Origin of the sequence: Streptomyces sp. NPDC048278 (genome assembly GCF_040652195.1) — a bacterium.
Taxonomy (GTDB): Bacteria; Actinomycetota; Actinomycetes; order Streptomycetales; family Streptomycetaceae; genus Streptomyces.
This window is the reverse complement of sequence record NZ_JBEZLP010000019.1, coordinates 1-22650: the sequence shown is the minus strand read 5'-3', so window position 1 is coordinate 22650 and position 22650 is coordinate 1. Positions and strand designations below refer to the sequence as shown.

The following is a 22650-nucleotide window of genomic DNA, read 5'->3' as shown; positions in this document are numbered from 1 at the left end:
CGTCGTACGAGGAGCAAGCATGAGCAACGGCATCCGCGTCGCGGCCCTGGACGACATCCCCCAGGGCGAGGGCATCGCCGTCGACAAGGCGGTCACCGGCACCGACGACCACATCGCCCTGCTGCGCGACACCGACGACACCGTGTACGCCCTCGACGACACCTGCACGCACGAGACCGCCTCCCTGGCCGACGGCTGGGTCGAGGACGGGTTCGTCGAATGCCCGCTGCACTCCAGCAGGTTCTGCCTGAAGAGCGGCGAGGTCCAGGGCCTGCCCGCCACGAGGAACGCCTGCCCGCACCGCGTCGAGGTACGCGACGGCGAGGTCTGGCTCTTCCCGGGGGAGACGCCGTGACCGAGCGTGTGGTGATCGTCGGCGGCGGCGTCGCGGGCGTCAGCACGGCCGCCGCGCTGCGGTCGGGCGGCTTCGACGGCGACCTCACCCTCGTCGACGCGGGCGACTTCCCGTACGACCGGCCGCCCCTGTCGAAGGACTTCCTGGCCGGCACCAAGGACATCAAGCAGATCGCGCTGCAACCGCCGCAGTGGTACGACGACCAGCGGGTACGCCTCATCAACCGGACCGCCGTCACCGCGCTGCGCCCCCGGGACGCGGCCGTCGAACTCCCGGACGGCCGGCTGCTGCCCGCCGACCGGGTCGTCCTGGCCACCGGCGGCGGCGCGGCCCGCCCGCCGATCCCCGGCATCGACAGCGACCGCGTCCATGTGCTGCGCACGGCGGACGACGCCGACCGGCTGCGCCCGGCCCTCGCCCCCGGCGCCCGCGTCCTCGTGGTCGGTGCCGGTCTGATCGGCGCCGAGGTCGCCTCGACCGCCGTACGCCTCGGCTGCCAGGTCGACCTGGTCGACCCGGTGGCCGTCCCGCTGGCCGCCGTCCTCGGCCCGGAACTCGCCGCCTGGCTGCACGACCTGCACGCCCGGCACCGCGTCACCACCCTGCGGGCCTCGGTCGAGTCCTTCACGGAACTGCGTACCGGCATCGAGGTACGGCTGACCTCGGTCGCCGAACCGCGGCTGTACGACGCCGTCGTGCTCGGCGTCGGCATGGTGCCGTGCACCGAACTCGCCCGGCTCGCCGGTCTTGAGGTGGACCGCGGCATCGTCGTCGACGAGCGGCACGTCACCTCGAACCCGGCCGTGCTCTCCGTCGGAGACCCGGCCCGCGTCCGCCGGGACGGGGCGCTCCTGCCACGTACCGAGCACTGGGAGGCCGCACGGCACGACGGCGCCCGGGCCGCCGCCACCCTGCTCGGCACCGCACCGCCGGAGCCGACGGCGCCCTGGTTCTGGACGGACCGGCACGCACGCCACGTCGAGGCCGTCGGCCACCTGGACACCGCCGAACACACCGTCGTCCGCGGTGCCTTCGACGGCCCCTCCTTCGCGGTCTTCGGCCTGCGGGACGGCCTGGTCGTGGCCGCGGCCTCGGTCGACGACCCGTCCGCCGTACGCGCCGCCCGCCGCATGATCGACCGCCGGATCCCGGCCGACGCCGACCGGCTGGCCGACCCGTCCGTGAAGCCGCGCGACCTGCTGCGCGGCTGACCCGCCGCCGGGCGGCACGGCCCCTGCAGGTCCGGCCCGAAGAAGGGATCGAACGACACCGTGAGCACAGCCACCGAGCAGCACCGGGCCCGCGCCGGAGAACGCGCCGACCGGGACACGCACTTCGAGGTCGAGCAGTTCTACTACGAGGAGGCCGCCCTCCTCGACGACGGCCGCTACACCGACTGGCTCGAACTGCTCGCCGACGACCTCGACTACTGGATGCCCACCCGCACCAACCGGCTCCGGCGCCAGCAGGCGCTGTCCGTCGCCGCCCGCGGCGAGGCCGCCTTCTACGACGAGAGCAAGGAGAGCCTCGCCTGGCGCATCCGCCGCTTCGACTCGGGCATGGCCTGGGCCGAGGACCCGCCCTCGCGGACCCGGCACCTGGTCACGAACGTGATGGTCCGGCATGCCGACCCGGCCGAACACGACGGGTTCACCGAGAACGACCTCTGGGTGCGTTCGGCGTTCCTGGTCTACCGCAACCGGCTGGAGCGCGAGGAGAACGTCTTCGCCGGCGGACGCACCGACCTCCTGCGCCGCACCGGCGACGGAGGTCTCCGGATCGCCCGGCGGACCATCCTCCTGGACCAGAACATCCTCCAGGCCAAGAACATCTCGACCTTCTTCTGATGGAGACGTGCACCGTGACCGACCTCGAACTCAAGCACCACCGCGTCACCACCTCACTCGGTGAGATCGCCGTGGCCGAGACCGGCGAGGGGCCGGTGCTGGTGATGCTGCACGGCGGCGGCCCGGGCGCCTCCGGCGTGAGCAACTACCGGCAGAACCTGCCCGCCCTGGCCCGGCACTTCCGTGTCGTCCTGCCCGACCAGCCCGGATTCGGGGGCAGTTACCGCCCGAGCGAGGCCGACCTGGACGAGCGGTCCATCACCCGGATCACCGTCGACGCCCTCTGCCAGGCCCTCGACTCCCTCGGCATCGACACCTTCCACCTGCTCGGCAACAGCCTCGGCGGCGCCGCCGCGATCGCCCTGGCCCAGCAGCACCCCGAGCGGGTCACCCGGCTGGTGCTGATGGCTCCCGGCGGCGGCTGGCTGCCGCTCTGCCCGACGCCCACCGAGGGACAGAAGGAGATGTTCCGCTACTACAACGGCGGCGGGCCCAGCGAGAAGAAGATGGCGGCTTTCATCCGCACCATGGTCTACGACCACCGGCAGTTCGGCGAGGAGGTGGTGAAGGCCCGCTACGAGGCCTCCCTCGACGAGAGCCACATCGCCTTCTACCACCGCTACAACGCGGCGTTCGCGCAGCGCGGCGGCATGGACCCGCTCTGGCGCGACCTGCACCTGATCAAGGCCCCCACCTTGCTGCTCTGGGGCCGGGACGACCGTACGATCACGCTCGACGGGGCTCAGCTGATGCTCAAGCAGATCCGTGACGTCCAGCTGCACGTCTTCGGCCGCTGCGGCCACTGGGTGCAGCTGGAACGGCAGCGGGAGTTCGACCGGCTGGTCACCGACTTCCTGGCGGAGGACGCTTCGTGAGCGGCGGCTGGCTGGCGGGCGACACCGCCCTGATCACCGGCGGCGGATCGGGCATCGGGCGCGCCGTCGCCGAGCGGTTCCTCGCGGAAGGCGCCTCGGTCACCGTCCTCGGCCGGGACAAGGCCCGGCTCGACGAGGTCGTCCGGGCGGCCCCCGACCCGTCCCGGATCCACGCCGTCGCCGCCGACGTGCGCGACTCGGCCGCCCTGCACGCGGCCGTCGCCGAGACGGTCGACCGCTTCGGCAAGCTCGACACGCTCGTCACCAACGCCGGCCTGTGGGACTACCAGCGCCAGCTCACCCGGCTCGGCGCCGAGGAACTGGACGCCACCTTCGACGAGATCTTCTCCGTCAACGTCAAGGGATACGCCCTCGCCGCGGAGGCCGCCTGGCGGGAGCTGGTGAAGACCCGCGGCAGCATCATCATGACCCTGTCCAACGCCTCCTTCTACGTCAACGGCGGCGGCCCCCTCTACACCGCCAGCAAGCACGCCTGTCTCGGCCTGATGCGCGAACTCGCCTACGAACTCGCCCCCAAGGTCCGCGTCAACGGCGTTGCCTGCGGCGGCATGAACACCGACCTGCGCGGCCCCGAGTCACTGGCGCTGTCCGACCGCTCGATCGCGGCCTCGTTCGCGAAGAAGGCCCCGGGCTCGCCGCCGCCCATCCCGCTGCACGACTCCAGCACCGACCCCCGTGACTTCACCGGGTCCTACGTGCTGCTGGCCGCCCGCGCCCAGAGCGGCCCGATCACCGGGCACGCCATCAACGTCGACGGCGGAATCGGCGTACGCGGCTTCGCGACCGCCGCCGGCGGCGACCACCTCTGACCCCGTCCACCCGTCCCTCCTTCCCCCCCCGTCCACACTCGACGAAGCCCGACGAAGCTCAACGAGGAGCCGCTCGTGACCACGCCCGCCACGATCCCGCACCCGGCCAACTCGGGCCTGCGGGTCGACCTCAACCCGGCCGCGGCGGTCGAACGCAACGCCCGCTTCCGCGGAGACACGGTCGTCGTCCGCTACGCCGGAGGCGACCTCACCTACGCCCGACTCGACGACAAGGCGGCCCGGCTGGCCGCCGTCCTGGCGGACGGGGGAATCACCGACGGGGACCGGGTCGCCTTTCTCGGCCTCAACAGCGGCTCGTACCTCGTGACCATGCTGGCCGCGTTCCGCCTCGGCGCGGTCTTCGTGCCGGTCAACTTCCGCCTTGCCGAAGCCGAGTTGGAGGCCGTGCTCAACGGCAGCGGCGCCACGGCCCTGGTCTGCGAGGAGAGCCACCGGGAGAGCGCCGACCGGATCCGCGGCCGTACGCGTCTCGCCCGCTTCCTCCTGGTGGACGACGACACCGAGGTCCCGGCGACCGGCGCCCCGGGCTGGGAGTCCTGGTCGCCCCTGCTCGCCGCCGCCCTGCCGGCGCCCGGCGCGGCGGCCAAGGGCGCGGACGACCCCGCGATCCTGATGTTCACCTCCGGCACCACCGGCACGCCCAAGGGCGTCGTGCTGACCCACGGCAACATCTGGTGGAACTCCGTGAACGTGGAGCTGCGCCTGGACACCCGCCGCGGCGACGTCACCTACGCCGCCGCACCGCTCTTCCACGTGGGCGCCCTGAACAGCTTCGTCCTGCGCACCCTGGTGCGCGGCGGCACGGTGGTGATCCGCCGCGGCTTCGACCCCGGGCAGTGTCTGGCGGACCTGGTCACCCACCGGGTGAACTCGATGTTCGGAGTGGCCCAGATGTTCGCCGCGCTCGCCCGGGTGCCCGGCGTCTTCGAGGCGGACCTGAGCCACCTCCGCTCGGTCGTCGTCGCGGGCGCGCCGGTACCGCCCTCGCTGATCGAGCTCTACGCCGGACACGGTGTCCTGCTCCAGCAGGCCTGGGGACTGACCGAGACCGCCCCCTTCGCCACCCACCTGCCGGCCGAACACACCCTGGACAAGGTCGGCTCCGCGGGCATCCCCATGCCCTTCACCGAGGTCCGCGTCGTCGACGCCGCCACCAACCGCCCCGTCGGGACCGGCGAGGCAGGCGAGATCGTGGTCCGCGGCCCGAACGTCACGGCCGGCTACTGGAACAACCCGCAGGCGAACCGGGCCGCCTTCGACGAGGAGGGGTGGTTCCACTCGGGTGACATCGGATACCTGGACGAGGACGGCTGCCTGTACATCGTCGACCGGCTCAAGGACATGATCATCACCGGTGGGGAGAACGTCTACCCGGCCGAGGTCGAACGCGTCCTGTCCGCCATGCCGGGCGTCCTGGACGTCGCGATCGTCGGTGTGCCCGACGAGCAGTGGGGGGAGGCGGTGGCGGCCGTGGTGAGCGTGGACGACCCGGCGGCGGTCACGCTTGAGGCCGTGCACGCGTGGGCCGCGGGGCGGCTGGCCCGCTACAAACTGCCCCGGCGCCTGACCGTCGTGCCCGCCGTGCCGAGGAACGCCTCCGGCAAGCTGGACCGGGCCGTCGTCCGCCGCCTCGCCGACGGGCAGGGCTGACATGCTCGCCGTGCCACCGCTGCCCGCCCTGGAACTCCGGGGCGGGCAGCGGGCGACCGTCGAGTCGTGGAGCCGCGGCGCGGGAGTACTGCGCCTGCGCCACGGCGGAACCGAGGCCCTGGTGCGCGTGGAGCGCTGCGCGGCGGGACGACTGCGGGACGCCTACCCCGTGGCGGCCCACGACGTGGAACTCGTCCTGGAGACGGACCCGCGTGCGGAGACGGTCCCCGCCCTGCTCCGGACCCTGGCCGAGGCCGTCTCCGCAGCCGACCCGCGCTGCCGCCGGGTCGTGTACGCGGTGCCGGAAGGCGACCGGACCGCCACCGAGCACGCCGAGGCGGCCGGTTTCCGGTACGTCGTCGACATCGACGTGGCGGACCGGCAGCTCAGCCTCCTGGTCCGCGAACCCGGCTGGGTCACGAACACCGACATGGACCTGGACCACGTGCCCGGCACCTGACCGACAGCGGCCGTGCCTCACCGGGCACGGCAGCGGTCGGGACGCGGCGGTTTCTCGCAGCGGCTGTGTTCACGGCCTCACGGATCGGCGCCCGCATGGAGGCGACGATGTGGACACCGTGACGGTGCCTCTGACGTGTGGTGGGCCGCCGCCCTGCCCCGGCCTCGATGTCCATGGCTCGGATATGATGTGGCGGGCCCCGCCGGATAGTGACTCGGAGGTGATCTCATGGCCGGCCGACGTGCAGACGCCAGACGCAACTACGCGCACATCCTCGAAGTGGCCCAGGACGAGGTCGCCACGCGCGGCGCCGACGCGTCCCTGGAGCGGATCGCCCGGGTGGCAGGGGTCGGTTCGGCCACGGTCCGCCGACATTTCCCGGGCCGTCGGGCCTTGTTGGAGGCCGTCTTCCGCGAACAGACCGAGACGCTGTGTGCGCATGCCCGCGAGCTCATGGGGCAGAGCGATCCGAGGGCGGCACTGCTCGAGTGGCTGGACGCTTTCGCCGAGTACGTCGCTTCCGCGCGCGGACTTGCCACGGCTCTTCTCCCGGACGGGATGGCCGACCGGGACGGCGGGACCTCCTGCTCGACGGAGCTCGGCACGGCGGCCCAGCCGCTCGTGGAACGCGCCGCGCGGACCGGAGCGGTCGCAGCAGGCGTGACCGCCACCGATCTGATCACGCTGATCGTCGGCATCGTGCTGGCCACCGAGAACTGCACGGACCCTGCCGCCGAGACGACCCGGCTCCTCACCCTCGCCCTTGACGGGATCAGCCCGCGAGCATAGGCGGGCCTGCGCCGGGACGGTCATGACCTCCCCGGTCCGGCCGGGGATCGTGCGGGCTCGACGGTGCGTCCGTACTGGTGCGGGGCACCGAAATGCCCGCGCAGGGTGGCTGCCTCGTAGTCCCCGTGGAACAGGCCGCGGCGCCGGAGGACGGGGACGACCCTGTCCGTGAAGGCGGGGAGGCCGTCGCTGACGACGTCGGGGGCGATGACGAAGCCGTCACAGGCACCGGCCTCGAAGAGTTCCTGCATCTCGTCGGCGATCTCCTCCGGGCTGCCGAGGAGGGTGGTGTGGAAGTCGGTGACACCGCGTAGCAGGGCCTCGTAGGGCGTGCGGCCCTCGGTCAGCAGGCGCACCGCCTTCTCGGCGTGGAGCCGGAAGGGCGCGGGGCGCAGCGAGGCCCGCTCGGATGAGGAGAGCGGGGCGTTCAGCCGGTCGACGGGAATGTCGACGCCCACCAGCGCGGACAGGTGGCGGAGTCGCGCGTGCACGGGAGTCGGGGACAGACGCATCAGTTCTTCACGTCGGGCCAGCGCATCCTCCGTGCTGTCGGCGACGGTGGTGAAGGCACCCATGAAGAGCCTGATGTCCTCGGGTGCGCGTCCCGCCAGGACGGCCGCTTCGTCCAGGGCACGGCGGTGCTCGCGCCCGGTGTCGATGTCGGTGGCCATGGAGTAGACCCCGGAGGCGTAGCTTCCGGCGACGGTGAGTGCCTCGGCACCGCCGCCGGCCTGGAAGAGGATCGGCTGCCCCTGTGCGGAGGGCGGGATCGGCAGCGGCCCGCGGGAGGCGACATGCCGGCCGGCGAGGTCGACGGGCCGGATCTCGGCGGCGTCGGCGAACACTCCGGCGTCCGTGTCGAGCTTCAGGGCGTCCGGTCCCCAGCTTCCCCACAGGGCCTGGACCAGCTGGACGAACTCGTGCGCGCGTGCGTAACGGGTGGTCCGGTCCGCGACCGGGGAGCCGTAGTTCGCCGCGATGGCGGGTTCCTGGGTGGTGACGGCGTTCCAGCCGATACGGCCGCCGCTGAGCAGGTCGAGGGCCTTGAGCTGGCGGGCCACCGTGTAGGGGTGGTTGAACGTCGTCGACTGGGTGAGCACGATGCCGATGCGGCTGGTGCGGCCGATGACATGGCCCGCGACCACGATGGGGTCGATCGTGGCCGAGGGCTTGTGACGGGTCAGGTCCTCGCGGACCGCGGGGTGGTCGGCGATGAAGAGGAACTGCATCGTGCCGCGTTCGGCCACGGTCGCGGTCTCGGCCCAGGTGTCCGGGTCGAAGTAGGTCCGCGGGTTGGTGCCCGGCCAGCGCCAGGCGGCGTCGGCGGAGCCGTAGTTCATCACCTGCGCTCCGAGCACCATGGAACGCCGGGTGCCGTCGTCGGTCGTTGTGGTGGTCGCGTTCATGGCGTGCCTTTGTTCGTGACGATGAGTCAGAGGGTGTGCCGCAGCCCGACGCGGTTGTGGGCACGGCCTCGGCTCGCAGGTGGGCGAAGAGCGGCCGAAGGGAACACTCCAGCGCGAGCCGGTGCCGGGCAGAGCCTCCCGGTTCGATCGCGCGCACGCGCGCCTCGCCGCCGTGGGCCGTGAGTTCGGCGACGGCGGCCTCGGTGAGGCCGTCCGCGAGCCTGCGGCTGGAGGACGGTCCGCGCAACCCTGCGGATACGGAGGCGATCGTGTACGGGGCATGCGCGGGTTTCCTGCGGACAGTCGCGGGCCGGCCGGAGGGGGCCCATGCAACAGGGGGATGCCTTCCTCAGGAGCCGAAGTCGAGCACCAGCCGCCCCCGGACGCCCCCGGCCTCCAGCCGACGGTGCGCGTCGCCGGCACGCTCGGCGGGCAGGACGTCCGCGACCCGCGGAGTGAGGGCGCCCCGCTCGGCGAGTTCGCGCACGAGATCGAGCCCGACCGTGTTCCTCGACCCGTCCTGGACGAGCGCGTTGCGGACGGTGATGCCGCGCTCGGCTTCCCAGATCCAGGGCGACGGCACGAAGATCTGTCCCCCGTCGCGGACCGCGCGCTCGATCCTGCCGTTCTGCAACGCCCCGTCGACGACGGCGTCGACGCCGTCCGGGACGACCTCCCTGACCCGTTCCGCGAACTCGTCGCCACGGCGCACGACCTCGTCGGCGCCGAGGCCTCGGATCAAGGCCTCGTCGGCGGCGGACGCGTCGGCCAGCACCCGGAGCCCCCGGGTCTTGGCCATCTGCGTCACGTATCCGCCGAACGCCCCGGCCGAGCCGGTGACCGCCAGCGTCCGCCCCTCGGGCAGGTCCAGGGTCGCCAGCGCCATCACGGCGGTCAGGCCGTTCATGGGCAGGGTGCACGCCCGGAAGAAATCCATGTCACGGGGAACCCGCACGACGGACTCGGCCGGCACCACGAGCTCGTCCGCGTACGCCCCGCCACCCGGCTCCCAGGGAACGACGATCGCCATGACGTGGTCTCCGACGCTCCAGGGCGCCCCTTCGCCGACCTCGCTGACGACCCCGGCGGCATCCATGCCCAGGACGTAGGGCGGACGCCACTGCGGGTTCGGGTTCCACGCCTTGCTGCGGGTCCCGATGTCCGCCGGGTTCACCGCAGCCGCGTGCACCCTGATCCGCACCTCCCCCGGACCCGGGTGCGGCTCCGGAACATCGAGCACACACAACTGCTCCGGACCACCGAACTCGGTCAGTCCTACGATTCGCATACCGATGTCCTTCGTTGACTCGTGGGTGGTCGCGGTCGGGGCTGCGGAGGCTGGGACGCCGGCAGGACGTCCGCGAGGCCGCGCCGCGCAGGGAGCCGGGGTCAGGCGAAGAGGATCCGGCCGAGGCGCCGCCAGCCTTCTCGCAAGCGGGTGTCGAGCGCCTGACCCGCCGTCTTGTACTCCATGACCGGCGGTGCGTCGGTGAGGAGTTGGACGGCGACATGGTCGGCGCCCGCGGCGAAGAAGGCCTCCAGGCGTTCCCTGACGCGGACTTCGTCGCCCCAGATGACGATCGCGTCGACGAGCCGGTCACTGCCTCCGCCCGCCAGGTCCTTCTCGGCGAAACCGGACCGCAGGAAACTCCTCGCGTAGTTCGGAGCCGACAGGCTCGGCCCGACGTGGAGCCGGGCGACGGCACGCGCCCGGTCCGGGTCGGACTCCAGGACCACCTTCACCTCCGGGGCGAGCAGAGGGCCCTCGCCCAGGCTCTCGCGGGCCTGCGCGATGTGCGCGGTCGTGGACATGTAGGGGAACGCGCCGATCGACCGGTCACGGGCGAGTTTCAGCATCTTCGGCCCGAGAGCCGCCAGGAAACGGCGCTCGCCGGGCTGACCCACGGCGTCCAGGGCGTCGAGATAGCCGACCATCGCGGAGTAGGGCTGGTGGTACCGCTCGACCGCGCCGGCGTGTCCCACGCCCAGGCCGAGCAGGAACCTGCCGGGATGGGCCGCCTGCACCTCGGCGAACTCCTTCGCCACCTCGCTCGCCTCGTGGTCCCAGATGCGCTGGATGCTGGTGCCGACCGTGAGGTGAGCGGTCTCCTCGATCACTGCCCGGGCGTGCCGGACGGAGCCACCGCCGACCCAGGCCGCGCGGTAGCCGATGTCTTCCAGTTCCCTCGCGGCATGCCCCAGATCGGAGCGCCGGGCCGGGTCGTCCACGCGCAGTGCCAAGCTCCAGATCCCGTAACGCCCGATGGATTCCTTGAGGGCGCCGAGATCGGATTGTGTGGTCCTTGCGTCGTTCATCAGCACTTCCTCTGAGGAGGTCGCCGGGGTGACCGATAAACGGCGTGCCCCTCCGTTTATCTCCGCGGTCACGATACGGAGAACCCCGCCACTTGGCAATCAGGCCTGACGCGGTCGTCCGTGTACCGCCCATCAGTGACCTTGCAGGCGTGACGTCACGATCGTAAGGTGACGGCCGTCAGGTTATCTGGGAGCGATACAGGCTGTGGCCGGAGGGTCTCAACTGTGCTTGCGGGAAAGGCAGTCGGATGAAGATCACCGTCGATGAAGAGAAGTGCTGTGCTGCCGGGCAGTGCGTGCTGGTGGCCCCGGAGCTGTTCGACCAACGGGACGAGGACGGCATCGTCGTGCTGCTCGAACCCGTACCCGGGACGGACCAGGAGGCCGCCGCGCGAGAGGCCGCCCAGGTGTGTCCGGCCGCCGCCATCCTGATCGAGGAAGGCTGACATGACGGCCGCCCCGGAACCCCGGCGGCTCGTCGTGGTCGGTGCGTCGGTCGCGGGTATGGCCGTGGTGGAGGAAGTGCGGCGGCGGGGGTTCACCGGAGAGGTGACCCTGATCGGTGACGAGCCGGGCCTGCCGTACGACCGTCCGCCCCTGTCCAAGCAGTTGCTGGCAGGAGAATGGGACACCGACCGGTTGCTGTTGCGACCGCGGGAACAGTGGGAAGCACTCGGTGTCACACACGTGCCCGGAACGGCGGCCGTGGGGCTGGACGCCCAGGCCCGCCGGGTGAGTCTTGCCGACGGCACCACGCGTGAGTACGACGCGTTGGTGATCGCCACCGGAGCGGTCGCTGTGCATCCCGTCCCGCTGGGCGCCGGTCTGGCCGGCAGTCAGGTGCTGCGCAGCCTCCCGGACGCGCTCCGGCTCCGTGGCTCACTCGCCCAGGGCGGTCGCCTGGTCGTCGTCGGGGCCGGATTCGTCGGCGCCGAGGCGGCGGCCGTCGCCCGCGGCATGGGCGTCGCGGTGACCATGGTCGACCCACTGCCGCTTCCCATGGTCGGCGTGCTGGGCGACGAGGTCGCGCGGATGCTCGCCGAACGCCATCGCGCGGCCGGAGTCGACCTGCGATGCGGTGTCGGCGTCAGCGAGGTGATCGCCGAAGCCGGCCGGACCACGGGAGTGCTGCTGGACGACGGCAGTGCCGTCGACGCGACGAACGTCCTGGTCGCCGTCGGCGCCCGCCCCGCCGTTGGCTGGCTCGCGGACTCGGGTCTGCTGCTGGGGGACCGGAAGCGCGACGGGGTGGAAGGCGTGCTGTGCGACGCCCGTGGACAGGCCGCCGGGGGAATCTGGGCGGCGGGCGACGTGGCCGCCTGGTTCGACCCCGAGCGCGGGTCCCATCGGCGCAACGAGCACCGGCTCGCCGCCACGGAGGAAGGGCGAGCCGTCGCCGCCGCCCTGCTCGGCGAGGAGTTCCCGGCGCCCTCCCTGCCGTACTTCTGGTCCGACCAGTACGACCTGAAGCTCCAGTCCTACGGCACCACCGGACAGGACATGGCCTTCAAAGTCGTGGAGGGCTCGCTCTCCGAAGGCAGGTTCATCGGGGTCTACGGCCGTCCTGACGGCGAGGGGCTGCCGCAGAGCGTCGACGGCGTCCTGGGCAACGGCATGGCCCGCTCGCTGCGCACCTGGCGGCAGGCCGTCCTCGACCGGGCCGCATGGCCCACAGCCGCCCCGTCCGCCGCATAGGCCCCGCCGTACTGGCCTCGACGGATCGCGTTCTCAACTCCCGCGAAGAACAAAGACGTTCGAAAGAAGGCAAGACGACATGACCACCTCCGCACCCCCCACCCCGGCGCCCGACAGCGCGGCTCCCTTCTTCCCGACCCCGCGGACCTGCCCGTTCAGCGCACCGCCGCAGCACGCCGAGTTCCGTGAGGAGGGCGGCCTGCACAAGGTCACCATCTGGGACGGCTCGCAGCACTGGCTCGCCACCCGGCACGAGGACGTCCGTGCCGTGCTGGGCAGTCAGTCCTTCAGCGCCGACGTGCGCCACCCCACGTACCCGCTCGACTGGTCCACGCAGCGAGACGAGCAGGGTGGTCTCTTCCTGCGCCTGGACGACCCCGAGCACGCCCGGCTGCGGCAGATGCTCACCCGGGAGTTCAGCGTCAGGCGCACCCGGGCGATGCGCGACGAACTCCTGCGGATCACCGACGAATTGATCGACGGGATCCTCGCCAAGGACGGTCCCGTCGACTTCGTCGCGGAGTTCGCGCTCGCGCTGCCGTCCCGGGCCATCTGCCTCGTCCTGGGCGTTCCCTACGAGGACCGGGAGGTCTTCCAGAAGCACGCGGACCTCGGTGCCGACCTCACCGCCACGCACGAGGAGCGGGTCCAGGGACAGCTGGAGGCCATCGCCTACTACACGGATCTCATCGAGCGCAAACGCCGCGCGCCCGGCGACGACATGATCAGCCGTCTCCTCGCGGACCACTCCGGGCCGGACGGATTCCCGCCCGAGACCATGCCCGGCCTGGTGGCCCTCCTGACCGGAGCGGGGCACGAGACCACGGCGAACATGCTGGGACTGGGCCTGACCGCCCTTCTCGTCAACCCCGACCAGCGCGCACGGCTGATCGCCCACCCCGAACTGGCGGCCGGCACCGTGGAGGAGATGCTGCGGTACTGGAGCATCGTCGCCGTCAACCCGCGCCGGGTAGCCCTTGAGGACGTGGAGATCGGCGGGCACCTGGTCCGGGAGGGCGAGGGCGTCATCGTCTCCCTGGTCGCCGGCAACCACGACCCACGGGCCTTCAACACGGACGAGACCCCGGCGGACCGGCTCGACATCGGCCGCAACCCCCGCAACCACATCGCCTTCGGCTTCGGCACCCACCAGTGCCTGGGCCAGAACCTGGCCCGCGTCGAGATGGAGGTGGCCTGGCCCCGCCTCCTCGAACGCATCCCCGGACTACGGCTCGCCGTCGCCGAGGACGAACTCGACTTCAAGAGCGAGACCGCCGTGTACGGCCTGAAGTCCCTGCCGGTGACCTGGTGAGCGCCGGAACGTTCGCCGTCGGGGGCCACCTCGACGGCCGCGGCAGGCGTATGGACGGCACGGCGGCGCTCATCACGGGTGCCGGCAGCAGCGGCCACTTCCTCGGCACGGGGGCCGCGACCGCCCTGCTGTTCGCCGCGCAGGGCGCCACCGTCGGGATACTCGACGTCAGCGAGGAGCGCGCCGCGCACACCCGCACGCGCGTCGAGGAGGCGGGCGGCAGAGCCGTCACCCTGGTGGCGGACATCACCGACGAGGACGCCGTCCGCGACGCCGTGGACTCCTTCGCGTTCACGGCGGGAAGGCTCGACGCGGTCGTCAACAACGCCGCCGTCACCCCGAAGGGCGACATCGGCACGGCGGACCGCGCCGACTGGGACCGGGTCTTCGCCGTCAACGCCACCGCCCCCATGCTGGTGGCCCGCGCCGCGCACCCGCATCTCGTCCGCGGTGGCGGGGGTTCGATCGTCAACGTCTCCTCCATCGCCGGCCTGCGCGGTTTCAGCACCGGCGCCTACGGCGCCAGCAAGGGCGCCCTGCAGTCCATGACCGTCGACCTCGCCCACGCCTGGGGACCCGACCGCATCCGCGTCAACTGCCTGGTCCCCGGGCACCTGTACACCCCCATGGGGGACCAGGGCGGCGCCCAGGGCCGCGAACTGCGGCGCAAGGCCAATCTGCTCGGTCTGGAGGGCACCGCCTGGGACCTCGCCTGGGCCGCGCTCTTCATGGCCGGCCCGGAGTCACGGTGGATCACCGGCACGGTGCTTCCCGTGGACGCAGGCACCACCACGGCAACAGGCCTGGGCATGCTGTCCCGCCTGACCGCACCAGGGAACGGAGAACAGGCATGACCGAGGCCGAGGCCGTCGACGCGGACCGTTCGGCGGCTGCGCGACAGGCGGCGGGGGAGCGCGTCGTGGCGGAGATGCTGGGCAAGGAGTTCCTCGCCGCGAACATGAAGGCGGTGCAGGAGGGCGAAGGCCCCGTGCCCAGCATGGGCCGACTGGCCCTGGAGCATGTCTTCGGCGACATCTGGACCCGCCCGGGGCTCGCCCGGCGCGACCGCAGCCTGATCACCCTGGGCGTGCTGATGGCTCAGGGGCACCAGACGGAGATCGGCAACCACGTCGTGGCCGGCCGGGCCAACGGACTCAGCCCGGAGGAGATCCTGGAAGCCGTGCTGCACACCGTCCCGTACATCGGCTATCCGGCGGCAGGCCAGGCGATGGCCACGGCCACGCGTGTTCTCGGGCAGCCGTAGCCGACACCCGGCGGGTGGCCCGGCCGGGCCACCCGCCGCACCGGCGCATGCACCACAATGAGAAGGGTGAACGACCAGCCGACCGCCACCGTACGAAGCCGAAACCCCCGGGGCCAGGGCGAGCGCCTGCGCCAGGACATCCTCGCGGCCGTCGCCCGCCTGCTCGACGAGAAGGTGGCGAACGACGCACTCCCCGTCTCCCTCCGCGAGGTCGCCCGCGAGGTCGGCATCGCCGCCCAGAGCATGTACCTGCACTTCGCGGACAAGGACGAGCTGGCCCGCGCGGTCGTCGAGGACGGGTACGAGCGCCTGGTGACCGTCATGCGGGACGCCGATGCCGAGGCGGTGACCGGCGGAGCCGACGCACGCGAGAGGCTGTTCGCACAGGCCGAGGCGTTCTGCACGTTCGCGCGCACCCAGCGCGGCGTCTACCGTCTCATGTTCGGCTACGACGCCACCGCCTTCGGCATACCGCGCGAGGAACACCCCTCCCTGGACCTGTGGCAGCAGTGGCTCGACGCCTTCCACACCTGCGAGAACGAGGGCCTGAGCTGGCCCAAGGGGACCCCGCACGCCGCCATGATGCTCTGGTCGGCGCTCTTCGGCCGCTTCGCCCTGTGGACCTCGACGTTCGGACGGCAGGACCCGGAGGAACTCAGCGCCTTCGCCCGCTGCATGGTCGACACCGTGCTCGGCGAGGCGGCCAGGTGACACCGGGCAGTCGCGACTGCCCGGTGTCACCGCTCAGAAGACGCGACCGACGTCCTGACGGACGATCGCCGCCATGCTGTGCTCGGCGAGGGCCGCGATGGTCATGGAGGGGTTGCAGGCACCGGTGGAACCAGGGATCCGGGCGCCGTCGAGGACGTAGAGGCCCTGATGGCCGAGGACGCGCCCGCAGAGGTCGACCGCGTCGCCCATGGGAACCCCGCCCAGGGCATGCCAGGTCGAGGGCGCTTGGGCGTTGGTGTCGATCATGATCCCGCCGCCCGCCCCGGCGAGGGCCTGCATGCGTGCCGCGATGAGCTCCTGCAGGGCGGCGTCGCCGGAGGACGGCCAGGTCAGCACGGCGTCGTCCGTGTCCGCGTCGTACGCCCAGGTGCCGGCGGCCTCGACGACGCCGAAGCCGATGACCGACATCGCCTTGACGCCCGGTTGCTGGATCGGGGACCCGGCGTGGACGACGGTGAGCGGGATCGGGCTGTCCGGGACCCGGCCGCCCACACAGGCGGGCCCGCCCTGCTGGGTGCCGATGTCGCCGTCCATCCCGATCCAGGCGTAGATCCGGTCGCCGTTGTTCCCCCACTGCGTGCCGACGGCATCGGGCAGATCGGGTACCAGGCCCTTGGCGCGCGACTTGACCAGGAGCCGGGTCGTGCCGGGGGAGCCGGCGTTGAGGAACACGGCGTCGGCGACGATGCGCTTCTTCTCCTGGACGATCCCCCCGGTGTCGATGCGGTCGACGGACAGGACCCACCGCTGGTGCGCGTCGAGCGCGATGTCACGGACGACGTGCAGCGGTGCCACGTCGACGAGTCCGGTCGACTCGGCCTGGGCGAGGTAGGTGACGTCGATCGAGTGCTTGCCGCCGTTGTCGACGCCGAAGGCGATGTCGCTGGTGGTGTACGTCGCCTCGTACTGACCGTACAACTCGCCGCGGACGTAGCTCCAGTCGATGGGCAGCGGCACGTGGAAGGGCGTGAGGCCCGCGTCGGGTGCGGTGCTCTCGAAGAGCCGGGACGACGCGTAGGGATCGCTGGCCAGGACGTCGTACGGGATGGTGGAGATCCCCAGGGCGCGGGCGACGGTGGGGTAGGCCCACCGGTTCAGGTCGTCGTACAGGCCGGCCGCCACGGGCAGGGAGGCGGCGAACTCCTCCTCGCCGGGCTGCAACGTCATCCCGTGGTACATGATCGACCCGCCGCCGACCGCGGCTCCGCACATGGCGGTCATGCCGTTGCCGGTCACGGCCTCCAGGACGCCGGTGTAGGGCGTCCACGTCTTGTCCACGCCCGGGATGACGCTGTGGTCGGTGAGCCACGCGGACCGGTTGTCCATGGTGGCGAAGCGGCAGAAGGTGGTGGCGTTCGGGCCGGTGGGCCAGCGTCGTCCGCGTTCCAGCACCAGGGTGGACACCCCGGCCTGGGCCAGCCGCAGGGCGGTCACCCCGCCGCCGAAGCCGGTGCCCACGACGACGGCTCGCGCACGCTGCTCCGTCACCGAAACGGACGGGAGGGACGCGGAGGTGGTGGTCGCGGCGCGTGCCGTGGTGGCACCGGCCACGGACCCGGTGATCGCGGCTGCGCCGAACAAGGCCGCGCCGAGGAGTTGTCGACGATCCATACCGGATGTGGACCGGGCGGAAGCACTGTCAGGCATGTGGAATCCCGTCGGAAGGGCCACTCATGGGCTACGGACCCACGGGGCCGGACTGTGTGGGGAGTGGAGGGATACCTGCGAGCGGAGTGAACAGAGGCCGAAAGCCCGGGTGTTGACCGGAAGCACAGCGGACCTCGGCCGACAGGTGCGGATCGGCGGAAGCGGCATGGCCCGGCGTTCTCGGGGGCGGCCTCGGATGTTCGGAGTCGTGCGGGTTGCGGTGGCCGCGGCCACCGCACCGGACACACCGATATTGATGTGTCCATGGCGTTTCTGGCGTCGCCACCGTAGCACCGACTGTCGCGGTGTGCCATGAAGTCGCAGTGTGACGTGAACTAAGATCGGCGGAGCCGAGTCGAGGGGGAGGCGCGTGTCCGGAAGACCTGAAGGGCGGGCCGGCAGACCGCCGTTGACGGAGCGGCGGCGCAATGCGACGCGTATGGAGATCGCCGACGAGGCGGTGCGACTCTTCGTCCTGCAGGGCGTGGCGGCGACCACCGCAGAGGACATCGCCTCCGCCGCGGGGGTCTCCACCCGCACCCTGTGGCGTTACTTCCGTTCCAAGGAGGAGTGCGTCCGCCCTCTTCTCGCTGCGGGCATCGAGCTGGCGACCGAGCGTCTGCGGGCCTACTGGCGAGGGGACGGCTCGTTCGCTCATGCGATCTCGAGCTTCGACGACCCGGGCACGGTCGCGGCGCAGCCCATCGAGGCGCTGCGTGACCTCGTCCGGCTGAGCCGGAAGGAACCGGGCCTGCGAGCCGTGTGGCTGGAGTCGCACTTCGACGCCGAGGAGGTGTTCGCGGGCGTGATCGCGGAGGGCACGGGCCGCTCCGCGCACGACCTCGCGGTCCGGCTGGAAGCCGGCATGCTCAACGCCGCGTTGCGCGTCGCCGTGGAGGACTGGGCCGTGCAGCCCGCGAATCCGCAGGGACCGCCCCTCGGCGAGACCCTGGCGGCAGCGCTCCTTCTGGTGGCCCAGCTGTTCGAGACCGGTTCCGCCGAGACCCCCGCCGGGGGACGAATGCTGCGCCTTCCCGTCATCGGCCCCGCCGCGATCGACGATGCGCCGGTCCGGCGCATCACGGACTGAGAAGCCGGACACGGCAGGCGGACAACTCCCGGCAGCAGCAGCCCCATCGGACGACGGCAGTCCTCCGCAGCACGGACTCCGCCCCGACGACCGGCCCCCGGGCTACCCGTGCGGCCCTGAAACGTTCACCACGCCGATCCGTGGAACTCGGTACATCCCGCGTGCGGGACGACCAAGCGCATCGGCCGAGCCCGAGGAACAAAGGCAGTTGTTCAGGTCTGGCCGTTGCGCCAGGCCCACGCGGCGATCTCGACCCGGTTCCGGGCCGACAGCTTGATCTGGACGCTGGACAGGTGTGTCTTGACCGTGGAGAGCGAGACGTGCAGCTCGGTGGCGATCTCGGCGTTGGTGTGGCCGACGGCCACCAGCCGGACCACGTCCAGCTCCCGGTCGGTGAGCGGCTCGGAGGGCGGTTCGGCGGGAGGCTTCCGGAGCGGAGCCGGAGCCGGAGCCGGAGTCGGAGTCGGAGTCGGAGTCGGCTCCGACTGCGCGGTGAGGTGTCTGAGCAGGCGGACGGTCACCGAAGGGGAGACCAGTGAGTCGCCGGACGCGGCGGCGCGGACGGCCTCCGCGAGGAGGGTGGGTCCGGAGTCCTTGAGGAGAAACCCGCAGGCGCCGCCGCGCAGCGCGCCGTAGACGTACTCGTCGAGGTCGAAGGTGGTGACCACGACCACCCGCAGCGGGTCGGGCACGCCCGGCCCGGCGAGCAGCCGGGTCGCCTCCAGGCCGTTCAGCCTGGGCATCCGGATGTCCAGCAGGCACACGTCGGGGCGTAGCTCCCGGGCCAGTGCCACTGCCTCTTCACCGTCGGCGGCCTCGGCGACGACCGTGATGTCCGGCTGGGCGTCCAGGAAGAACCGGAAGCCGGTGCGGACCATGGCCTGGTCGTCGGCGATGAGGACTCGGATGGGCGGGGCGGAACCGGCGGAGGGGGTGGTCATGTCCCGATGATCCCTCAGTCGGCCGTGCGGGTCGGGTCCGCCGTCACCCTGCGCAGCAGCGGGCGGCTCGCGCCGATCGCGGCGAACATGGCCAGCGCGCCCAGCGTGACGCAGACGGCGAGCTGGACCGCGCCCGACGCGCTGATGGTGCTGTCGCCGGCCTTGTTCAGCTGGTAGGCGGCGTACACGCCCGTCGCGGTCGTGCCGCCGGCCAGGACCAGGAGCGGCAGGACCGTCTCCCGCAGCCGGGCCCGGTCCAGGACCCTCAGCGGGGTGCCCGACAGCCGCAGCAGGCCGTACACCCGCCGCCGGTCCAGCACGTTCGCGGCTGCGGTCAGGCCGGCAGAGGCGGTCGCGACGAGGAAGCTCACGGCGAGGGTGGCGGTGGCGAGCTGGGCGAGCCGGTCGGAGACCGTGATGTTCTGCGCGTCGGCGTAGGCCTTGCCGTAGGGGAGCCGGCCGTGGCCGAGGGGCTGGAGGGCGGTGAGTGCCCGGTCGACATGTTCGGGACCGCCGGTGACCCGGGCGACCACGCCCGGCTGCCCGCCGAGCAGGAAGTCGTCGTCGCCCGCGCGCACCCCGGCCGTGACCCCCGCGTCCTTCAACAGGGTCCGTGCCTCGGCGACCGTGCCGTGCGCGGTGGGGACGGCCACCTCGTCGCCGCGGAAGCCGGATCCGACGATCCCGAGGTTGCCGACCGTGAAGAACCCGGCCACGAAGCCGGCCAGCACCAGTCCGCTGACGGTCCGCCACGCCCCGCGCGGGTCGTCGCTGAGCCTGCGCCCGGCCAGCAGGGTGGCCGGGCGCCGGGCGAAACGGCTCGCGACCCGGCCCAGCCGGTCCACGACCCACGGCCCGAACATCCAGAACGCGCCGTAGAACAGCACGATGAAGCCGACGATCCGGGCCGGGGTGAGCTCGCTGCCGCGGGCGCTGGTCTTGATGAAGACCAGGACCGCGACGAACAGCAGCAGGCGGACAAGACGGCTGCGGCGCGGATTCGCCTGCTGGGCCACCCCCAGCGGCGCTCCGGCCACCTGCCGGAGCGTCGACATCGCGCTCACCGCGATCAGCCCGGTCACGGCCAGGACCACGGCCAGCAGCAGGGGCAGCCCGACCCAGAGCTGGCCGATGTACCAACTCCCGATCCCGTACGGCACTTCGGCCAGCACCGGCAGCAGCGCGCAGTACGCCACCGCGCCCGTCACGGCGCCGGCCGCGCCCACCGCCGCCGACTCGGCGCCGGTCATGGCGAGGATCTGGCGCGGGGTCGCACCGGCCAGCCGCAGTGCCGCCAGCCGCTGTTCGCGCCGGGCTGCCCCCAACCGCCCGGCGGCCGAGGAGAGTACGGCGACCGGGACCGCGAGGAGGCCGACGCCGAGCAGGACGGCGTCCCGGTCGCTGGAGGTGAACACGCTCTGCCGGCTGCCCGAGAAGCCGGAGATCACTGCTCGCTCGGTCAGCCCCTCGTCCCAGACGCCGTCGCCCGCAGCAGACTCGGCGACGGCCGGGTCTCCGGGGGAGCGGCCGACCACCGCGACCAGTTCGTCCGGTGAGGCGAGCCCGGCCGCGCCGATGGTGCCGGTCACTTTCGGGAAGCGAGCGGCGAGTTGGGCGGTCGGCAGGGCGCGCAGGCGTTCGGCGAGCGCGGGGGAGACGAACGTCTCCCCGGGCTTCGGGAAGGCGGACAGGCCCGGCGGGGCGGGAGTCCGCGCGTGGTGCGGGAGCTGCGCGAGGGAGACGACGGTGACCGGGTCGTCGCGGACGTAGGTGGTGGCGAGGGCCTGGACGCCGGTGCCGTGCCGGTCGGTGGCGGGTGTGCGCCAGGCGGTGCGGTCGGCGCGGGTGCCGGCGCCGAGGTAGGCGGCGAGCAGGATCAGCAGGACGAGGGCGCCGACAGCCGCGGCGCCGGCCGCCAGCAGCTGGCTCTGCAGGCCGCGGCGGCCGGAGGACCTGGCGAGATGCCAGGTCAGGGGCAGGACGGGGGAACGCATGACAGACAGCCTTTGCGGGCGGGGCGGATGTTCGACGGGATCGGGATCTTCGATCTCGGCGGGCTCGCGCTCTCGATGGGTTCGCGCTCTCGACGATTTCGCGATCTTCGACAGGTTCGTGCAGGTAGTCGCGGCCTCGGTGTGGCCTCGGTCAGGTGACCGTGTACTGGCAGTAGGAGCTGATCCGGCCGTCGCGCACGTGCAGGATCCGGTCGCAGTGGGCGGCGACGTCCGCGTCGTGGGTCACCATCACCAGGGCCGCGCCCTGCTCACGGGTGACCGAGGTGAGCAGCCGTACGACGTCCATGCCGGTGGTCTGGTCGAGGGCGCCCGTGGGCTCGTCGGCGAAGACCACGTCGGGTTCGACGGCCAACGCCCTTGCGATGGCGACCCGTTGGGCCTGACCGCCGGAGAGCTGGCCGGGCCGCCGCTGCTCCAGCCCGTCCAGGCCGAGCGGCGCGAACCAGCGCCGGGCCCGCTGTACCGCCCGGCGGCGCGGGACGCCCTCCAGCATCAGCGGCAGCGCCACGTTCTCCTCGGCCGGCAGCTCGGGCAGCAGCTGCCCGGACTGGAACACGAACCCGAACCGGGTCCTGCGCAGCGCGCTGAGCCTGTTCTCGCCGAGCTTGTCGATGCGTTCGCCCCGCAGCAGCACCTGACCGTCGTCCGGGCGGATGATGCCTGCCAGGGCGTGCAGCAGGGTGGACTTGCCGGACCCCGACGGGCCCATGATCGCCAGCGAGTCGCGCTCGCCGACCGCCACGTCGACGCCCGCAAGGGCGGTGGTGGCGCCGAACTTCTTCACGAGGCCGTGCCCGGCCAGTGTCTCGGTCATCCCGCGTTCCCGCTCAGCGCTCGAACTTCCAGGTCACGGACGAGTCCGTGGCCTTGACGACGCTGACCGGAATACGGACCTCGGAACCGTCCGTCTTCTTTCCGGTGCAGGTCACCGCCGCGCCGGCGACCGCCTTGAGACCGGTCGGGCACGTGACGCCGGTGACCTCGTCTCCGACCCAGGGGAGCGGGTGGTACCTGCTCTGGGTACGGCCCGCGACGATGGTGGCGGCCAGTGCCTTGTGCCCGTCGACGGTGACCGTGCTGTGGGAGTCCAGCCGGCTCGTCGACTCGGGGTCGGCGAGGAGATGGGTGCCGAGGGCGCCGACGGCGACCGCGGCGGTGGCACCGCCGACGACTCCGACGACGAATCTGTTGCGCTGCATGGAGTGCTCCTGAGGCCTGAGGGGAGGACTGGCGACTGGTTTGTCGTGGCTTCACCCTCGCCCGAGGGCCCGGGCTCCCGCCTCGGCCGTACGGCCATCGTTCGCGGTGGTAGTTCCGGCCGTTCGGCCGATCCCGTTCAGGCCCGGTGGTGTCTACCGTGATCGGCATGAAGTCGGTCTCCTCCCACGGCTGTCTCCGGGGTTTC

Annotated in this window: 23 protein-coding genes; 15 read left to right on the top strand and 8 right to left on the bottom strand. The window is 72.1% G+C overall.

The window, feature by feature from the left end:
* The first annotated feature begins 19 nt into the window (after positions 1 to 19).
* The 8 genes from AB0D74_RS29100 to AB0D74_RS29065 all read left to right on the top strand — a co-directional run bounded on the left by AB0D74_RS29100 (position 20) and on the right by AB0D74_RS29065 (position 6827).
* Positions 20 to 355 carry a non-heme iron oxygenase ferredoxin subunit gene (locus tag AB0D74_RS29100; protein WP_362593320.1) on the top strand — a complete coding sequence of 112 codons (336 nt, stop codon included), beginning with the start codon at positions 20 to 22 and terminating at the stop codon, positions 353 to 355.
* Positions 352 to 1566 carry an FAD-dependent oxidoreductase gene (locus tag AB0D74_RS29095; RefSeq protein WP_362593317.1) on the top strand — a complete coding sequence of 405 codons (1215 nt, stop codon included), beginning with the start codon at positions 352 to 354 and terminating at the stop codon, positions 1564 to 1566. Before AB0D74_RS29100 ends, AB0D74_RS29095 begins: the two co-directional genes overlap by 4 nt.
* A 60-nt stretch (positions 1567 to 1626) precedes the next feature.
* Positions 1627 to 2202, top strand: coding sequence for a 3-phenylpropionate/cinnamic acid dioxygenase subunit beta (locus AB0D74_RS29090; RefSeq protein ID WP_362593314.1), 576 nt, complete (start codon positions 1627 to 1629; stop codon positions 2200 to 2202).
* Positions 2202 to 3077: an alpha/beta fold hydrolase gene (locus AB0D74_RS29085; RefSeq protein ID WP_362593311.1), complete on the top strand. Its 876-nt coding sequence runs from the start codon at positions 2202 to 2204 to the stop codon at positions 3075 to 3077. The genes AB0D74_RS29090 and AB0D74_RS29085 overlap by 1 nt, the downstream gene beginning before the upstream one ends.
* Positions 3074 to 3907, top strand: a complete 834-nt coding sequence (gene hcaB, locus AB0D74_RS29080; RefSeq protein WP_362593308.1) for a 3-(cis-5,6-dihydroxycyclohexa-1,3-dien-1-yl)propanoate dehydrogenase — start codon at positions 3074 to 3076, stop codon at positions 3905 to 3907. Before AB0D74_RS29085 ends, hcaB begins: the two co-directional genes overlap by 4 nt.
* 75 nt (positions 3908 to 3982) lie before the next feature.
* The gene (locus tag AB0D74_RS29075) at positions 3983 to 5578 is read left to right on the top strand and encodes a long-chain fatty acid--CoA ligase (RefSeq protein WP_362593305.1); all 1596 of its coding nucleotides are present in this window, start codon (positions 3983 to 3985) and stop codon (positions 5576 to 5578) included.
* A gap of 1 nt (position 5579) precedes the next feature.
* Complete coding sequence (locus tag AB0D74_RS29070; RefSeq protein WP_362593302.1) at positions 5580 to 6038, top strand: hypothetical protein; 459 nt, start codon at positions 5580 to 5582, stop codon at positions 6036 to 6038.
* 228 nt (positions 6039 to 6266) lie between these two features.
* Positions 6267 to 6827, top strand: coding sequence for a helix-turn-helix domain-containing protein (locus tag AB0D74_RS29065; protein ID WP_362593298.1), 561 nt, complete (start codon positions 6267 to 6269; stop codon positions 6825 to 6827).
* 20 nt (positions 6828 to 6847) lie between these two features.
* Here the strand turns inward: AB0D74_RS29065 and AB0D74_RS29060 are convergent, their stop codons facing one another.
* From AB0D74_RS29060 to AB0D74_RS29050, 3 genes are all read right to left on the bottom strand, one after another.
* Positions 6848 to 8233, bottom strand: coding sequence for an NtaA/DmoA family FMN-dependent monooxygenase (locus AB0D74_RS29060; RefSeq protein ID WP_362593295.1), 1386 nt, complete (start codon positions 8231 to 8233; stop codon positions 6848 to 6850).
* Between the two features lie 349 nt (positions 8234 to 8582).
* Positions 8583 to 9521: an NADP-dependent oxidoreductase gene (locus AB0D74_RS29055; protein WP_362593292.1), complete on the bottom strand. Its 939-nt coding sequence runs from the start codon at positions 9519 to 9521 to the stop codon at positions 8583 to 8585.
* Positions 9522 to 9622: 101 nt separating this feature from the next.
* Positions 9623 to 10549, bottom strand: coding sequence for a TIGR03620 family F420-dependent LLM class oxidoreductase (locus AB0D74_RS29050; RefSeq protein WP_362593289.1), 927 nt, complete (start codon positions 10547 to 10549; stop codon positions 9623 to 9625).
* A 248-nt stretch (positions 10550 to 10797) separates the two neighbouring features.
* On the opposite strand from AB0D74_RS29050, the gene AB0D74_RS29045 reads away from it, so the two are divergent.
* The 6 genes from AB0D74_RS29045 to AB0D74_RS29020 all read left to right on the top strand — a co-directional run bounded on the left by AB0D74_RS29045 (position 10798) and on the right by AB0D74_RS29020 (position 15531).
* A complete protein-coding gene (locus AB0D74_RS29045) occupies positions 10798 to 10995 on the top strand; it encodes a ferredoxin (RefSeq protein ID WP_362593286.1) in 198 nt (65 codons plus the stop codon).
* Between the two features lies 1 nt (position 10996).
* The gene (locus tag AB0D74_RS29040) at positions 10997 to 12244 is read left to right on the top strand and encodes an FAD/NAD(P)-binding oxidoreductase (RefSeq protein WP_362593283.1); all 1248 of its coding nucleotides are present in this window, start codon (positions 10997 to 10999) and stop codon (positions 12242 to 12244) included.
* A gap of 79 nt (positions 12245 to 12323) precedes the next feature.
* Entirely contained in the window at positions 12324 to 13556 is a 1233-nt protein-coding gene (locus tag AB0D74_RS29035; RefSeq protein WP_362593280.1) for a cytochrome P450, read from the top strand.
* Positions 13553 to 14410 (top strand): SDR family oxidoreductase, encoded by an 858-nt coding sequence (locus AB0D74_RS29030; protein WP_362593277.1) that lies wholly within the window; start codon positions 13553 to 13555, stop codon positions 14408 to 14410. Before AB0D74_RS29035 ends, AB0D74_RS29030 begins: the two co-directional genes overlap by 4 nt.
* Positions 14407 to 14820: a carboxymuconolactone decarboxylase family protein gene (locus tag AB0D74_RS29025; protein ID WP_362593274.1), complete on the top strand. Its 414-nt coding sequence runs from the start codon at positions 14407 to 14409 to the stop codon at positions 14818 to 14820. The genes AB0D74_RS29030 and AB0D74_RS29025 overlap by 4 nt, the downstream gene beginning before the upstream one ends.
* Before the next feature lie 57 nt (positions 14821 to 14877).
* The gene (locus tag AB0D74_RS29020; protein ID WP_362593271.1) at positions 14878 to 15531 is read left to right on the top strand and encodes a TetR/AcrR family transcriptional regulator; all 654 of its coding nucleotides are present in this window, start codon (positions 14878 to 14880) and stop codon (positions 15529 to 15531) included.
* Between the two features lie 33 nt (positions 15532 to 15564).
* On the opposite strand, the gene AB0D74_RS29015 is transcribed toward AB0D74_RS29020, so the two are convergent.
* The gene (locus AB0D74_RS29015) at positions 15565 to 17163 is read right to left on the bottom strand and encodes a GMC oxidoreductase (protein WP_362593268.1); all 1599 of its coding nucleotides are present in this window, start codon (positions 17161 to 17163) and stop codon (positions 15565 to 15567) included.
* A 475-nt stretch (positions 17164 to 17638) separates the two neighbouring features.
* Between AB0D74_RS29015 and AB0D74_RS29010 the strand changes: the two genes are divergently transcribed.
* Positions 17639 to 18289, top strand: coding sequence for a TetR family transcriptional regulator (locus tag AB0D74_RS29010; protein ID WP_362593265.1), 651 nt, complete (start codon positions 17639 to 17641; stop codon positions 18287 to 18289).
* Positions 18290 to 18501: 212 nt separating this feature from the next.
* Here AB0D74_RS29010 and AB0D74_RS29005 read toward each other — a convergent pair whose 3' ends face one another.
* The 4 genes from AB0D74_RS29005 to AB0D74_RS28990 all read right to left on the bottom strand — a co-directional run bounded on the left by AB0D74_RS29005 (position 18502) and on the right by AB0D74_RS28990 (position 22444).
* The gene (locus AB0D74_RS29005) at positions 18502 to 19230 is read right to left on the bottom strand and encodes a response regulator transcription factor (protein WP_362593262.1); all 729 of its coding nucleotides are present in this window, start codon (positions 19228 to 19230) and stop codon (positions 18502 to 18504) included.
* Positions 19231 to 19244: 14 nt separating this feature from the next.
* A complete protein-coding gene (locus AB0D74_RS29000; protein WP_362593258.1) occupies positions 19245 to 21224 on the bottom strand; it encodes an FtsX-like permease family protein in 1980 nt (659 codons plus the stop codon).
* Positions 21225 to 21375: 151 nt separating this feature from the next.
* A complete protein-coding gene (locus tag AB0D74_RS28995) occupies positions 21376 to 22059 on the bottom strand; it encodes an ABC transporter ATP-binding protein (protein WP_362593255.1) in 684 nt (227 codons plus the stop codon).
* Positions 22060 to 22072: 13 nt separating this feature from the next.
* A complete protein-coding gene (locus AB0D74_RS28990; RefSeq protein ID WP_362593252.1) occupies positions 22073 to 22444 on the bottom strand; it encodes a DUF4333 domain-containing protein in 372 nt (123 codons plus the stop codon).
* Positions 22445 to 22650 lie beyond the last annotated feature (206 nt).